13 protein-coding genes, 1 pseudogene and 1 other annotated feature are annotated in these 14,046 nt (G+C 42.0%); of the genes and pseudogenes, 7 read left to right on the forward strand and 7 right to left on the reverse strand.

The genetic code is table 11. The features are described 5' to 3' along the window. Positions 1 to 106 precede the first annotated feature (106 nt). Positions 107 to 1,075 (reverse strand): calcium/sodium antiporter, encoded by a 969-nt coding sequence (locus A1232T_RS07045; RefSeq protein WP_077448756.1) that lies wholly within the window; start codon positions 1,073 to 1,075, stop codon positions 107 to 109. Positions 1,076 to 1,165: 90 nt separating this feature from the next. Then, a complete protein-coding gene (panD, locus tag A1232T_RS07050) occupies positions 1,166 to 1,546 on the reverse strand; it encodes an aspartate 1-decarboxylase (RefSeq protein WP_028858625.1) in 381 nt (126 codons plus the stop codon). A gap of 261 nt (positions 1,547 to 1,807) precedes the next feature. Here panD and A1232T_RS14600 point away from each other — a divergent pair, with 261 nt between their 5' ends. Both A1232T_RS14600 and A1232T_RS14605 read left to right on the forward strand, forming a co-directional pair. Beyond that, on the forward strand, positions 1,808 to 2,041 hold the full coding sequence (locus tag A1232T_RS14600; RefSeq protein ID WP_077448757.1) for a hypothetical protein: 234 nt from the start codon (positions 1,808 to 1,810) through the stop codon (positions 2,039 to 2,041). Next, positions 1,993 to 2,880 (forward strand): IS256 family transposase, variant Zn-binding type, encoded by an 888-nt coding sequence (locus A1232T_RS14605; protein WP_425272064.1) that lies wholly within the window; start codon positions 1,993 to 1,995, stop codon positions 2,878 to 2,880. The genes A1232T_RS14600 and A1232T_RS14605 overlap by 49 nt, the downstream gene beginning before the upstream one ends. Before the next feature lie 134 nt (positions 2,881 to 3,014). On the opposite strand, the pseudogene A1232T_RS07065 reads toward A1232T_RS14605, so the two are convergent. Beyond that, a pseudogene (locus tag A1232T_RS07065) lies at positions 3,015 to 4,297 on the reverse strand (IS3 family transposase). Further along, positions 3,906 to 4,022: a sequence feature (AL1L pseudoknot), on the reverse strand. Its footprint overlaps the pseudogene before it by 117 nt. Before the next feature lie 215 nt (positions 4,298 to 4,512). Between A1232T_RS07065 and A1232T_RS07075 the strand changes: the two are divergent. Beyond that, the gene (locus A1232T_RS07075) at positions 4,513 to 5,445 is read left to right on the forward strand and encodes a pirin family protein (protein ID WP_077448760.1); all 933 of its coding nucleotides are present in this window, start codon (positions 4,513 to 4,515) and stop codon (positions 5,443 to 5,445) included. Positions 5,446 to 5,750: 305 nt separating this feature from the next. Then, a complete protein-coding gene (locus tag A1232T_RS07080; protein WP_077448761.1) occupies positions 5,751 to 6,362 on the forward strand; it encodes a nitroreductase family protein in 612 nt (203 codons plus the stop codon). Positions 6,363 to 6,497: 135 nt separating this feature from the next. Here the strand turns inward: A1232T_RS07080 and A1232T_RS07085 are convergent, their stop codons facing one another. The 3 genes from A1232T_RS07085 to A1232T_RS07095 all read right to left on the reverse strand — a co-directional run bounded on the left by A1232T_RS07085 (position 6,498) and on the right by A1232T_RS07095 (position 9,281). Continuing rightward, complete coding sequence (locus A1232T_RS07085) at positions 6,498 to 7,319, reverse strand: SDR family NAD(P)-dependent oxidoreductase (RefSeq protein ID WP_077448762.1); 822 nt, start codon at positions 7,317 to 7,319, stop codon at positions 6,498 to 6,500. Then, a complete protein-coding gene (locus tag A1232T_RS07090) occupies positions 7,298 to 8,404 on the reverse strand; it encodes an MBL fold metallo-hydrolase (RefSeq protein ID WP_077448763.1) in 1,107 nt (368 codons plus the stop codon). The genes A1232T_RS07085 and A1232T_RS07090 overlap by 22 nt, the downstream gene beginning before the upstream one ends. 163 nt (positions 8,405 to 8,567) lie before the next feature. After that, entirely contained in the window at positions 8,568 to 9,281 is a 714-nt protein-coding gene (locus A1232T_RS07095) for an RluA family pseudouridine synthase (RefSeq protein ID WP_077448764.1), read from the reverse strand. Positions 9,282 to 9,576: 295 nt separating this feature from the next. Here A1232T_RS07095 and trxA point away from each other — a divergent pair, with 295 nt between their 5' ends. The 3 genes from trxA (at position 9,577) to A1232T_RS07110 (ending at position 12,757) form a co-directional block, all read left to right on the forward strand. Further along, the gene (gene trxA / locus A1232T_RS07100; RefSeq protein WP_077448765.1) at positions 9,577 to 9,903 is read left to right on the forward strand and encodes a thioredoxin; all 327 of its coding nucleotides are present in this window, start codon (positions 9,577 to 9,579) and stop codon (positions 9,901 to 9,903) included. 1,036 nt (positions 9,904 to 10,939) lie between these two features. Continuing rightward, complete coding sequence (rho, locus tag A1232T_RS07105; protein ID WP_077448805.1) at positions 10,940 to 12,208, forward strand: transcription termination factor Rho; 1,269 nt, start codon at positions 10,940 to 10,942, stop codon at positions 12,206 to 12,208. A 309-nt stretch (positions 12,209 to 12,517) separates the two neighbouring features. Further along, positions 12,518 to 12,757 (forward strand): YMGG-like glycine zipper-containing protein, encoded by a 240-nt coding sequence (locus A1232T_RS07110; RefSeq protein ID WP_077448766.1) that lies wholly within the window; start codon positions 12,518 to 12,520, stop codon positions 12,755 to 12,757. Positions 12,758 to 12,911: 154 nt separating this feature from the next. Here A1232T_RS07110 and ypfJ read toward each other — a convergent pair whose 3' ends face one another. Next, positions 12,912 to 13,781 carry a KPN_02809 family neutral zinc metallopeptidase gene (gene ypfJ / locus A1232T_RS07115; RefSeq protein ID WP_077448767.1) on the reverse strand — a complete coding sequence of 290 codons (870 nt, stop codon included), beginning with the start codon at positions 13,779 to 13,781 and terminating at the stop codon, positions 12,912 to 12,914. Positions 13,782 to 14,046: the final 265 nt, after the last annotated feature.

The following is a 14,046-nucleotide window of genomic DNA, read 5'->3' on the forward strand; positions in this document are numbered from 1 at the left end:
AGTTTTGTAACAGTAACACTTAAAAAAACGGCCGCTTTAAAGCGGCCGTTTTTTTATTACGCTAAAGATAAGGCTAAATAAAACACTTGATAGCTAGAGATTTAGATTAGATAGCTGACTTAGCTAGCCATACTGAGTAGAAAATGAAGGTCAAAATTAGGACCACGCCGCTACCATGCTTCATCTCACCCTGACGTCTAAAGGCAATGATTGCCAAAATAAATAGCAGTACGGTCACTAAGCCTACCACCAGCATATCTCGGGATACAATCTGTGGATCAATATTTTGTATCGGCTTAATAATAGCGGCTACACCAACCACACCCAGCGTATTAAATAAGTTAGAGCCAATTACGTTACCCAGTGCCATGTCGTGCTCACCGCGTCTGGCTGCGGCCACACTAGCGACCAACTCAGGTAGGGAAGTACCAATGGCCACAATAGTAAGTCCAATCAGAAGTTCACTCATGCCCCATAACGTGGCCAGTTCGACCGCACCCCATACAATGGCTCTTGAGCTAGCGATTAATAAGCTAAGCCCTAAGATTAAGGCACCAAAAGATTTTAATACATTCACTTCTTGTTTGGCAGCCAACTCTTCTGGGAGCTCTACTTTATCTTTATTACTGCGTAGACTCAAAAATATCTGTATCAGCAGCACAGACACTAAGGCCATAATTAAGACAATACCATCCATTAAGGACAGGTTGCCATCGTGCAACTGAATGGCAGCCAAAGCAGTAACGGCTATTAACAGCATCAGGTCGTAGCGAATCACATCACTACGGATGATGATGGGGCTTATTAGGGCAGTCATCCCCAATACCAACGTAATATTAATGATATTAGAGCCATAGGCGTTACCCAAGGCTATATCCGGACTCCCTGATAAGGCAGCTAAAGCAGAAACGACCAACTCAGGGGCAGAGGTGCCAATCCCTAAGATAATGACCCCAATTAAGAAGCTAGGCATATTAAAGCGCACAGCCAGACTGGTTGCGCCATCAATAAAGGTATCAGCACTCCAGACCAAAATAGCCAGGCCAATGATGACAGCGATAATCGCTAGGCCCATAAGAAACTCCAATAAGATTTATAAAAATAAAAAAAGCTAAGCAATATAAATCGCTTAGCATTTTTCAATAAAGATAGTAAACAGTATTCATTAAGATACTTGCACAGGAATGACGTTAGCCGTGTCTTTTACGGTGTTGTCTTCGTTGCAGTAAACTAATTTTGGCTTATGAGTATCAGCTTCTTTTTCGTCCATCTGTGCATAAGCACAAATGATAACGATATCGCCTAAATCCGCCATGTAAGCCGCTGCACCATTTAATGAAATAATGCCAGACCCTGCTTCAGCACGGATGGCATAGGTACGAAAGCGCTTACCGTTGCTTACGTTGTAGATATCAATCGATTCGTTCTCACGAATACCAGCCAAATCTAATAAGTCGCCATCTATCCCACAAGAGCCTTCATAATGCAGGTCAGCATGAGTGACGCGGGCACGGTGTAGTTTGCCTTTTAATAAGGTCAATAACATAGAGGATTTCCTTGAAATTATGGACTAGAGGTCGTGCAGAAAAGAATTCGAAAGCAGATTATACCCATAAAATGAGCTGTTTTCTGCAATTTGTGCTTAAATTATCAAAAAACTATTGAATAATCTAGTTTTAATATAAGCCACTTTGAGGGTAGAGGAAGGAAAAAAGCCATCTTTACAGCCTAATGCCAGTCAGTTAAGGCAAAAACTCAATAAAAGTAATAAAATAGCCCATCTAATAAGTAGATGGGCTATTTTACTATGAGACTACAAGACGCTATTAATGAGACGCATAAAAGGATTCCAGACACCCTAGAACAATTTAGTGAATTAGGTGTAATGGACAAAATTCAGGCTGACACAGCCCTTAAAGCTATATACTATAAGTATTTGCAAGGATTGAAAGCCATGAATCAAAAAACTGCCCTTTTTGTGGTGAAAAACACATTAAAAAGAACGGTCACAAATCAGGAAAACAACAGTACAAATGCCTAATTTGTGATCGGCAGTTTTTAGGTGGCAAACGTCTTAATAATGAAATATTGTGGACTGAATATACACAAGGTAAACAGACCTATAAACAACTTGCTAATAAGTATAGCTGTAGCATAAAGACCATACAAAGACGGCTAGATACTATTGAAATAAAGTCACTTAATAAGCTACCTACGCGTGCAAACATAGTGATGGACACGACCTACTTTGGTCGAACATTTGGCTTAATGGTATTTATCGACTATACAAGTAAAACTGTATTACACCACCGCATTATTCATTATGAAACCAACGCACTGTATAAACTAGGAATAGAGCATATACAATCACAAGGCATTGATATAACAAGCATTACTTGCGATGGACGACGAGGTCTTAATGCTTTGTTTAAAGATATACCCATGCAAATGTGCCAGTTTCATCAGCTACAGATCATCACTAGATACTTAACACGTCGACCTCAAAATGTCGCTAGTATCGCCCTTAGACAGCTTGCCTTAAACATAAAGTATTATGATAAAACTACATTCATTCAAGACTTAGATAGCTGGTATTTGACCCATGAAGACTACTTAAATGAGCGTAGTATCAATACGGATACTGGTAAGACTTGGTACACCCATAAGCGTCTTAGAAGTGCCTATAGAAGCTTAAGAACCAACAGTGATTGGTTATTCACTTATAGAGAATTGGAGGACTTAAACATCCCAAATACGACCAATTCTCTAGAAGGGTTGTTTAGTGAGTTAAAACGCCAATTAAGTAGTCATAATGGGCTAAATAAACAACGTAAGCTTAAGTTTATTAACAACTTTGTAATGACATACTCTGCTAATTAGCCTGAAAAATGTCCATTAGAGACTAACCGCTAGTTTTTAGCCTGAATTTTGTCCATTACACCGTGAATTAATAGACCCTGAGTGGATACAGCAAGTGAACCGCCCCGACTTTATCGGAGAGTGTATTGCTTGAGTCAGGCAGCTTTGTCTGACTCATTAAGGCTATCATAGTATCGTCTCTCAAATTCAAAAGGCGACACATAACCAATCGTACTATGAATGCGAGTTTTGTTAAACCTGAGAAGCGTTAAAAATCGATTAAGTATCGATTTAGCTTTGCAAGGCGAGAGCTATGCTCGAGTGACGACCCATTCAAGGGTTGCTAATTCAACATCATACGCATCCCGCCACTGCGGTTTTAAATATTCAATCACCTCTGTTTTATAAAGCCCGTTAACCGTTTCAGCTAACGCATTATCGTATGAATCACCGGTTGTACCAACAGATGCAATAACGCCAGAATCAGCCATCTTATCCGTATAGCGAATGGATAAGTACTGAACGCCGCGATCACTATGATGAATGACATCTTTAGGATGGTTTCTGTCTGCAATGGCTTGATTTAACGCTGCCATCACCATATCCGTGTTCATTCGATCTGATACTTTCCAACCAACGATAGCGCGAGCAAACACATCAATGATAAAGGCAGTATAGACCCAACCACTCAATGTTTTAACGTAAGTAAAGTCAGCAACCCATAGCTGGTTAGGTCTATGTGCACTGAAATTACGATTAACTAAGTCGTCTGCCCGTATTTGATCATCACGAGACTTAGTGGTTATCTTACCTTTACCTCGCCAAATACCCTGCATACCATGCTGACGCATTAACCGCTCTACAGTGCAACGTGCAGGATGTACACCTTCGGACTTCAACTGTTTCCAGACTTTACGAGCACCGTATCGGCATTTGCTGTCCTTCCAGATACGTTTAATCTCACCTAGATAGAACTCATCATGCTGACTACGCTGTGAACGTTTTTCAGGACTTTCTTCTAGCTCTTTAGCACGATAGTATGTGGATGGAGCAATCGGTAATACTCTACAGATTGGCTCGACTCCATATTTTTGTTTGTGATCGTCAATAAAATCAACCATTACTTGGGTTTGCGGTCGAGCTCCGCCTGGGCGAAAAAAGCGGCTGCTTTCTTTATAATCTCATTGGCTTGCTTTAACTCTCTGTTCTCACGTTCAAGCTCTTTGATACGCTCGGCTTGGCTTTGAGCTTGAATATTTGCAGGAATGGTCTTATCTACGTGATTTTTATGCCATGATCGTAGGGTCTCAGGCGTACAACCTATCTTTGGCGCTATGGCTTTGATGGCTGACCAGGTGGATGGGTAGTCGTCTTTAGCTTCAATTAGCATACGGACGGCTCGCTCTTTCATTTCGGGGGTATAGTTTCGTGTTTTCATTGTCGTATTCTCTTGGAGCGTTGAGTCTCCGACAATCCCGGGGCGGTTCAACTGGCTTCCTTCCTACTCTGAGCCTCCGACAACAATTAAACAAATATTTACTTAGTCAGCTACTTTAAGAAAACCAGAAAGGCTACTGTATATCGTTACAAGCCATAGCTACATTTTGGCTAAAATCTAACAAACTATCTTATAAATACAAGTTGAAGTCTCTTATGAAAACTGAAATTCTTGATCCTCGCATTGCTGATGTTGGTGGCATTCCTATTGCCCGTTTACTTCCTAATAAAGGCAAGCGTCCTATCGGTGCTTGGTGCTTTATGGATCATGCTGGCCCTGCTGAATTTGGGGAAGATGAAGACGGTATGCAGGTGGGCCGTCACCCGCACATCAACCTGCAAACTTTTAGCTGGATGATTGATGGTGAAGTACTACACAAAGACAGTATCGGTAATGAGCAAGTTATCACTAAAAACCAAGTCAACGTGATGACAGCAGGTACCGGTAATGATCAAGGTATCAGCCATACTGAACAAAGCGTATTCCCAGACACGGGCGGCTCTGCTGATGCCTGGCGCGGTATGAACATGGTACAGCTATGGATTGCGCTACCTACAGATCAAAAGATTGAGCGTAACTTCCACCATTATCCTAAGCTACCAAGCTGGTCAACGGATAGCGCTGAGTTTGTATTAACGACAGGAAGCTACACCACCCCAGAGGGTGACAGCTATGAAGCCCCAACCATTCAGTACACCAAGCTTATTGGCTTAGATGTCCACTTAGTGCAAGACACTGAAGTTGAGCTTACCTTACAGCCAGGCTTCGAGTACGGTATTTTGATGGTGGTCGATGGCGTTGAATACCAAGGTCAGCAGTACGAGCAAAACCAATTGATTCGCTTCGATGACATTAGTGAAACTACTACTATTAAAGTTTCAGGTAAAAAAGGCACTCGTTTCATGCTATTAGGCGGTGAGCCACTGAATCAAAAAGTTTTATTGTGGTGGAACTTCGTGGCCGATAATAAAGAAGATATCGAGCTGGCGATTAAAGACTGGAATAACAACCACCCTCGCTTTGGTAATGTAGACTCTGAGTTGAAGCGCTTAGAAGCCCCTGCTTTACCTGAAGGTTTTAAAGAATAACTTTTTAGATTTAATTAATGAACAGAACTCACTGTTAAAATATATTTACAAAAAAGTAGTAGAGAATTTTTTTATTTATTTTATAATTAGCCCCAGTTGTGTTCATAGGCGTTCCCCAGTTGTGTTCATAGGCGTTAAGTAACCTAAATACCCAAACGACTGGTAGCGCTCAAAGTAGCCGCTAAAAAGAGTAACTAATCTAATTCTCTCTACCTTTTGTAGTATTTAATAAAAAATAACGGCCTGTGACAAATAGAGTTAACCTTACCCTTTAATTACATCCTTTCATAAATTGGAGAATTATTATGTCAAACCTACAAGCATTCCAATCTCTAGCAGAAGCTCGTCGTTCTATCTATGCTATCAACGATCAACTTCCTGTATCTAAAGAAGAAATCGTTAAGCTAGTTGAGCACGCTGTATTACACACTCCTTCAGCGTTCAACTCTCAGTCAAGCCGCCTAGTGGTATTATTTGGTGAAGACCACGAAAAATTATGGCAGATCACTGAAGACAAACTACGTGCTATCGTAAATGATGACACTGCTTTTGAAAGCACTAAACAAAAAATTGACAGCTTCAAAGCAGGTGCTGGTACGGTATTATTCTATGAAGATCAAACTGTTGTTAAAGGTCTACAAGAAAACTTCGCTCTATATGCAGACCGTTTCCCAGTATGGTCAGAGCACACCAGTGCAATGCATCAGTATGCGATTTGGACTGCTCTAGCTAGCCTAAACATTGGTGCAAGCTTACAGCACTACAACCCAATCATTGATGAAGATGTAGACAGCACTTGGAACATCGATCCTGAGTGGAACCTTGTTGCTCAGCTAGTATTCGGTGGTATCGAGCAGCCTGCAGGCGAAAAAGAATTCGCACCTGTTGACAGCCGTCTAAAAGTATTTGGTGTATAATTAGCCCATATATAGTGTCTGAAAAGACCGGATAAACAGCTTACTAATAAGCTGGTTTATTCAAAAAAAGCAGCCCTGAGAGATCAGGGCTGCTTTTTTATGGGGGTTTATCAGAGCAACTTAATTAGTCGTGCGTTAGTTTTTACTCTTGGCTTGTCTTTTGGCCCCTTGCTTGCGGAAGGTATCCACAAAATTACCTGTGGTTTGCGGGAAGACATTGGCTATCTTTGCCACCACACCACGGCTTGGGGGTAATACCATTTCAAAAGGACGCTTTTTGAGGACCGGTCCCACAATGGCATCAACCACCTCATCTACTGTCAAAGTGCGACTGCCCGAGAAGGTTAAAGCCGCTTGCTCTTTGTCTTTTTGCTGATCGAGCATAGGAGTTTGTACCGCATCCGGACATAAGGTAGTCACAGCAATGCCATACTGCTCAAGCTCCATGCCCGCGGCCAATGAATAGGCGCGCACTGCATACTTACTGGCGCTATATAAAGACAGACCGGGTACAGGCGATAAGGCCGCTAGTGAGGCCACATTAATGATATGGCCACTGCCCTGCTGACGCATGGTTTCTACCACGCTTTGGGTGCCATAGATGGTCCCTTTGACATTGATATCAAAGTGCAAATCAACCTCATCAGGAATGACAATATCGGCAATCCAGTTGTCTTTTAGCACACCGGCCACATTGCACATCACATCAATACGTTGCCAGTGATTTAATACCGTCTCAACCACGCCTTGCCACTGATCTACGCGGCGCACATCCAACTGTTGTAAAACCAAGGAGCCATCAGATTCTGCTAACGTATGGTCCGCATAAATCTCAGCTAAAGCCTCATAATTAATGTCACAAGCACACACCTTATTGCTTGCATCACTAAGCAAGCGTTGGCATAAGGCACGACCGATACCTGAAGCGGCTCCTGTTACGATGTAAACTTGCGCCATATGCCACCTCTTTTTTTGGTAGGGGTTGTTTTTGGGGTGAAGGTACCAAATTCTAGCTCGCCCATACGTACTGTGGGAGCAGTACCTGGGAACAGATAGTAGCCGGCAGATTCAGAAGATAATGCCATATTAAAGAAGCGCTCATCTTTTGGATAAGGACCCGCCACAGTTTTTTCTTGGACCATCGATAGATACTGGTCAATACCATACTCTAAGGTATTGCCATTCATTACCACTTCAGATTCAGTCAACTCAGCATATTTGGCCAAACCTTTAATGCTTGAGTGCTGCGGCGCATAAGAGTCCATACTTACCCCATTCTCAGAGGTAACCAACAAGCCTTGATCGGTGTGTGCCACAATAGAGTGGTTGCCCTCGGTGTGACCCTTGGTATGCATTAACGCCACTGAACCATCCCCTAAGAACACATCCCCATCAATAAGCTCAATACGGCTGTCATCAATACCATCAATACCGCCTGGGCAATACCACTGATTTTGCCACGGTAATAAGGCTTGGGTACTCTCCCACTCCTCACGCATGACCAATAGCTTAGCATTTGGGAAAATGGCCGCTTGACCACCGCCTCCTAGCCAACGGGTTAGATTTTGGGTGTGCAAGTGGTCATAGGTGATATAGTCGACATCTTCTGGTGCCAGACCCAGCTTAGCAATAGCCGTTAGTACCGTATCACTAGGTCGAACAATCATCTTCTCAACCGGCTTAGATAAGACACCCATATCTTCTAGCATGTGATAAAAGTAAGGGGTATCGCGCTGATTTTCCCAGTCTGAAGGGCTCACCAACAAGGTCTTAATCCCTTCCTCACTATCAAACTGAATCACAAACAGTTTATTACAGATATGGATATAAGGTGTGGGCAATGCAAAGGCATTTAGGTAGCCATATTTGCTAGGGTATGGAATACGGATAAGCTCAAAGGTCTTATAAAATTTAACCTTTGGGTTGGCCAACATGGTCTTGCGAAAATCTTCGGCCGCAGCACGCACACCCTCTACCCTATGTAGAGGCTTGGCGGCATCACGGGACGATTTAAAATGAGAAACTGAGTGAATAATACTCATGATACAGTCTTTGTAGTCAATGTGTTTGAGACTTCCCTAAATAAAAGACTACTTGTCCCCTGTTATTTAAAGCCTAAAGTGAGACTTCATTAGTTTTTTAAGGATAATTTATTATAAACCTATATAAAGACATCCGTAGCCTATCTTTAAAATGGCAGTACCTTTAAAACGGTACCGCACTTTCCCATGCCATCCAAGTATTTAAGGTGGGATGCTTTAAACGTAGCTTATGGGCATGCAAGTTCAATCTTGGAGCCAACTCAAGCGCTTCCCCCTCAGCATAAATGGGGTCACCGATGATAACGTGGCCTAAATGCACCATATGCACTCGCAGCTGATGACTGCGGCCCGTCACAGGATGTAAGGCCACTCGCGTCACAGGTTTGCCCTTGCGTAGCTCGTGATGTAATACCTCATAATGAGTCAACGCATGCTTTTTCCACTCAGGATCCGCCACATGCATAGGCTTAATACTTGGCTCATAACGCACGGGAATATTAATCTCGCCTTTTTTGCCTGGTACAGCCAGTGTACCTTGGACAATGGCTTGATATTCTTTTTGGGGAATACGCTCAATAAACTGCTTACTAATGTGGGTCTGTGCCGGTTTGTTTTTGGCAAAAATCATTAGACCTGAAGTATCCATATCCAAGCGATGAATCAGCTTTACCTCTGGGTTGGCACGCTCTAAGCGAGACAGTAAGCTGACCTTTAAGTCTTTGCCATCAATACTTAGTAGGCCGGCAGGCTTATCTACCAACAGTAAATCTTCGTCTTCATAGACAGTTATTTGGGTCATAAAGTCTTTAAAAAACTGCTCATCACGCTCAGCTTCTTCAAGGTTTAATTGGTTTACAGTTTCTATAGAAATTGCCATAACAGGTCACAAAATTAAGAGAAAAAAGAATTAAATAGAAGGGTTGTATCCCTAAATAGTTGGGCGTCAAAGTATACCATCAATCCAACTGATACCAATTATTAACCATACTTAACGGGGCAAAGACAAAACTTGGCACAATAAATGGTAATATAGACCCCATGATTCAGACTAGGCAGTCTTAAGCCTTAATTCTACAGTAAAAGCCCTGTAGTAAATGTCGTAAACAACCAAGCCGACCGCTTATGCCTATACTGTCTTAATTAGATTTTAACACCAATAAAAGGAAAAAATTATGTCAGATTTAATCGTTAACTCAACCGACTCAAACTTCGAACAAGACGTTGCACAATCTGATGTGCCTGTATTAGTAGACTTTTGGGCAGCTTGGTGTGGTCCTTGTAAAGCCATTGCTCCAGTACTAGAAGAGCTGGCTGATGACTACGCTGGTAAAGTTAAAGTAGTTAAAGTTGATGTGGATGAAAACCCAGAAACTGCTAGCCGTTTCGGTATCCGCAGCATCCCAACTTTAATGGTATTCAAAGGCGGTGAAAAAGTAGATATGGTTATGGGCCTACAGCCTAAAGCTGATCTAGCTGCCTTATTAGATAAGCACCTATAATTCATCTCTCCGAATAAGTCAGCCGGTTACTTTGGCTGATCACAGGTGAGAGTGTTATAAGTCGCCTAAAAAGCGGTTGTCATTGACAGCCGCTTTTTTTTGGGTTTAAAAAGGATGAGAGTTACTGTCTACTCAATAACCACAAGCCTTTTAACTTACCCTAACCCCTCGTAAATTAAATGGTTTATCTTAGCCAAACTGGCATTAAAATATATTTTAACCTAACAAAACCATTGACATGACGCGGGTAAACACCGTATAGTTTGACTCCTAGAGAATATCTATTGTCAATTTGCGCATCACAATAAAGAGTGCCTCGTATTTTAGGCATCTTTGCTGTAAATATACGCTTATCTGCACATAATCATCGCTCAATCACCCCTGTCTTAATACCTCTGTTATCACTTGCGTATTAACTGACTGACACGCCAGTTGAGAGTCTGTTATTGATGATTTAACGCTAGATATTGACAACCAAAATATCTTTTCTCACTTTCTAGCTTTACCGTACATCCTATCTGTATCCAATAACCGATTATTATTAACAAATAGGTTTGGCCCTTATTTAGTGATTTATTTATAAATTATCTGCTGGATGTTGACCGTCTTATTGAGTCATCTTAGGCTCGATGATTATAGATAGTAACCTATTCCAATCCTTTGTAGAGTCAATGACTGATACAGTCTATGACCACAACTGATTAATCCTATTTAAGCCAAATACAGATAACAAAGCCTTCTTTATTTATCTCCACCCTTCTGGTTATTTTTAACCAGTGGCTTTGGCTAGAAGTGGTAAATACAAATAGTAAAGCCTCTAACCTGATACCTAATGGAAATTAGATCTTATTGAGCTAAGTAAGAACTATTCATGTTAATGACACATTCTTTTTCCTATCTTTATTTTTCACCAACTCCATCAACGTGTGGCGATATTTTGTTATCGCAGGCACTTTTATAACCTATTGCATATGCTTAGTTTATATAGGCGTACCGGCAGCTGACTATGACTCAACAACCATCAAACGAAACCTCTATGAACCTCACTGAACTAAAAAAGAACTCCGTTGCTGAACTGCTAAATATTGCAAAAGAAATGGGGCTCGACAATCTTGCGCGTAGTCGCAAACAAGACATCATCTTTGCTATCTTAAAAAAACATGCCAAAAATGGGGAAGCCATTTATGGTGATGGCGTACTAGAAGTCCTTCCCGATGGATTTGGCTTCCTAAGATCTTCAGAAGGCTCTTATTTAGCTGGACCTGATGATATTTATGTTAGCCCTAGCCAAATCAGACGTTTTAGCCTAAAAACAGGCGATTCCATCGCAGGGACTATCCGCCCGCCAAAAGATTCAGAACGTTATTTTGCCCTACTTAAAGTCGGTGAAATCAACTTTGACACTCCAGACCGTTCACGTCACAAACTCATCTTTGAAAACCTAACTCCCCTCTTCCCTACCGAGCAATTAAAGCTTGAGATGGGTAACGGGACTACCGAAGACTTAACCGGCCGTGTGATTGACTTAATCGCCCCAATTGGTAAGGGTCAACGCTCAATTATCGTTGCGCCGCCAAAAGCGGGTAAAACCGTCTTATTACAGACCATTGCTCAATCTATCACTCGCAACAACCCTGAGTGCTATCTGATTGTACTGCTTATCGATGAGCGCCCAGAAGAAGTGACTGAAATGCAGCGTACTATTCGCGGTGAAGTGGTTGCCTCAACCTTTGATGAGCCGCCACAACGTCACGTTCAAGTGGCCGAAATGGTGATTGAAAAGGCCAAGCGTCTGGTTGAGCACAAACAAGATGTGGTAATTTTATTAGACTCAATCACCCGTCTGGCGCGTGCTTATAACACCGTAGTGCCGTCTTCAGGTAAGGTATTATCTGGTGGTGTCGATGCTAATGCCTTAGCCCAGCCTAAGCGTTTCTTCGGTGCAGCACGTAATATCGAGGAAGGTGGTAGCTTAACTATTATCTCAACTGCGCTGATCGATACAGGCAGTAAAATGGACAGCGTTATCTTTGAAGAGTTCAAAGGTACCGGTAACCAAGAAATCACTCTTGAGCGTGATTTGGCTGAAAAACGTGTGTTCCCAGCCATTAATATCAAAAAATCAGGCACTCGCCGTGAAGAGCGTCTGCTAGATGAAGATACGCTGCGTAAGGTTTGGATTCTACGTAAACTGCTTCAGCCGATGGATGGGGTGCAAGCTACTGAGTTCTTACTAGACCGCTTAAAAGAAGCTAAGACCAACGATGACTTCTTTGACCAAATGAAGCGTAAATCGCAAAACTAAACCTGACTCAAGGCTTAACTAATTAATAGCTTGAAGAAAAAGACTACCCCTAGGTGGTCTTTTTTTACCTTAACTTTTCTTTATTCCGGACACATCGGTGTAACAAGCTTTACGTTTTAGACGCAAACACCAGTCATTTTAATACACTTAAATGTTACAAATGGTTTAGTATAGAGTCATATACTCCGTGGCTGACCCAGTCGGCTTAGCTTATAAAGTATTTCTTATGAAGTAATAAGAAGTTAGCTGATACTAGGTAAGACACTCTCCTCTTTTATTTTTTGTTTATCTTATGACAAGGAAGACACCATGAAACTATCTAAGACTCTTGCTCTAGCAACCATGACCAGTTCAGCCCTATTTCTAGCTGGCTGTAACTCAACAGGTGGCTATAACTCAATGAACAATACTGCTAAAGGTGCTACTGCTGGTGCGGTTGCTGGTGCCCTGATCAAATCTAAAGGCGACAGCAAAGACATCGCTAAAGGCGCTGCAACAGGTGCCGCTATTGGTGGTATCAGTGGTTATGTAATTGATCACACTAACTAATATTTTTAGCTAACTTGCTTTAGTAAGTTACATAAAAAAAGAGCCTGCATTGCAGGCTCTTTTTTTATGTTGATTGGTTTTCTACATTAACTAGGCTATATTAATTAGGTCGTAACAGGCCATCTACTTAATAAATAGCCCCTTAAAATCTGGCTTAAACGGCACCAGAGAAAGTGTCGCAACTGCGGATATCACCGCTTTCAAGCCCACGAGTAAACCAATTTACACGCTGTTGGCTGGTACCATGGGTGAAGTTATCTGGCATAACCGTGCCTTGAGTTAGACGGTCATCGCCGATTTGGCTGGCCGCATGTAAGGCTTCTTCTATATCGCCTTCTTCTAAGAACTGAACCCGCTGCTGATTGCGGTTGGCCCAAACGCCAGCATAGCAGTCCGCCTGTAACTCTTGACGTACCGAAAGCTGGTTGCCTTGGGTTTCACTAAGTTGACGACGGGCTTGATTCACTTTCTGAGAAGTGCCTAATAAAGTCTGTACATGATGACCAACTTCATGAGCAATCACGTAAGCTTGGGCGAAGTCACCGGCCTTGCCTTGGTTTTCAGCATCGCCTGAGCCTTGTTGATCGCCGGCAATTCCTAAATTATTACGCATTTCAGTGAAAAACGAGGTGTCCAAATAAACCTGTTGATCCCCTGGACAATAAAAAGGACCGGTAGCTGAGGTAGCACTACCACAAGCTGAATTTACTCGGCCATTAAATAAAACCAGTTTAGGCTCTCTATAGCTGCTGCCCATCTCCTGGAAGATCTCTTGCCATACCGCTTCCGTATCTGCCAATACCACAGAGACAAACTGAGCATCACGACTGTTGTCATCTAAAGGCTGAGTACTGGTACTGTCTCCTGCTGTCATCGATTGTCCAGTCTGAAAGGCAGTCATGGGGTTCACCCCAAACACTAGCCATAAGACCAGCCCAATAATAATACCAAAGATTCCCCCACCAGCGGCCTTACCACCGCTCATGCGTACGTTTGAGCTACCACTTCTATCACGCCATTTCATAGATATTCGCCTCAATCATTACCTAAAAGTCAGGGGGATATTCATAGTAACCCCAATATTTTTGTTTGGCTATAAACTTGTTTATGCCTTTATATCATAGCTTGGCAGGTTAGTATCATAGATATCAAATTTACTACTACTATTAAATATGACACTTTTTTGAAAAAATCAAAAAATTTTTAATGCATGCCGTTATATTAAAAAGTATAATTAGCAGATATTCGGAGCGTAGGCTATAAATTATTGCCTAAACCCCCATATATTT

The sequence above is a fragment of the Psychrobacter pasteurii genome, assembly GCF_900162815.1.
GTDB classification, from domain to species: Bacteria; Pseudomonadota; Gammaproteobacteria; order Pseudomonadales; family Moraxellaceae; genus Psychrobacter; species Psychrobacter pasteurii.

Coding starts and splice junctions, on each gene's coding strand:
- A1232T_RS07075 (WP_077448760.1), top strand. CDS start 4,513: ATGAAAACTGAAATTCTTGATCCTCGCATTGCTGATGTTGGTGGCATT.
- A1232T_RS07090 (WP_077448763.1), bottom strand. CDS start 8,404: ATGAGTATTATTCACTCAGTTTCTCATTTTAAATCGTCCCGTGATGCC.
- rho (WP_077448805.1), top strand. CDS start 10,940: ATGAACCTCACTGAACTAAAAAAGAACTCCGTTGCTGAACTGCTAAAT.
- A1232T_RS07110 (WP_077448766.1), top strand. CDS start 12,518: ATGAAACTATCTAAGACTCTTGCTCTAGCAACCATGACCAGTTCAGCC.
- A1232T_RS07080 (WP_077448761.1), top strand. CDS start 5,751: ATGTCAAACCTACAAGCATTCCAATCTCTAGCAGAAGCTCGTCGTTCT.
- A1232T_RS07085 (WP_077448762.1), bottom strand. CDS start 7,319: ATGGCGCAAGTTTACATCGTAACAGGAGCCGCTTCAGGTATCGGTCGT.
- A1232T_RS07045 (WP_077448756.1), bottom strand. CDS start 1,075: ATGGGCCTAGCGATTATCGCTGTCATCATTGGCCTGGCTATTTTGGTC.
- A1232T_RS07095 (WP_077448764.1), bottom strand. CDS start 9,281: ATGGCAATTTCTATAGAAACTGTAAACCAATTAAACCTTGAAGAAGCT.
- panD (WP_028858625.1), bottom strand. CDS start 1,546: ATGTTATTGACCTTATTAAAAGGCAAACTACACCGTGCCCGCGTCACT.
- trxA (WP_077448765.1), top strand. CDS start 9,577: ATGTCAGATTTAATCGTTAACTCAACCGACTCAAACTTCGAACAAGAC.
- A1232T_RS14600 (WP_077448757.1), top strand. CDS start 1,808: ATGAGACTACAAGACGCTATTAATGAGACGCATAAAAGGATTCCAGAC.
- ypfJ (WP_077448767.1), bottom strand. CDS start 13,781: ATGAAATGGCGTGATAGAAGTGGTAGCTCAAACGTACGCATGAGCGGT.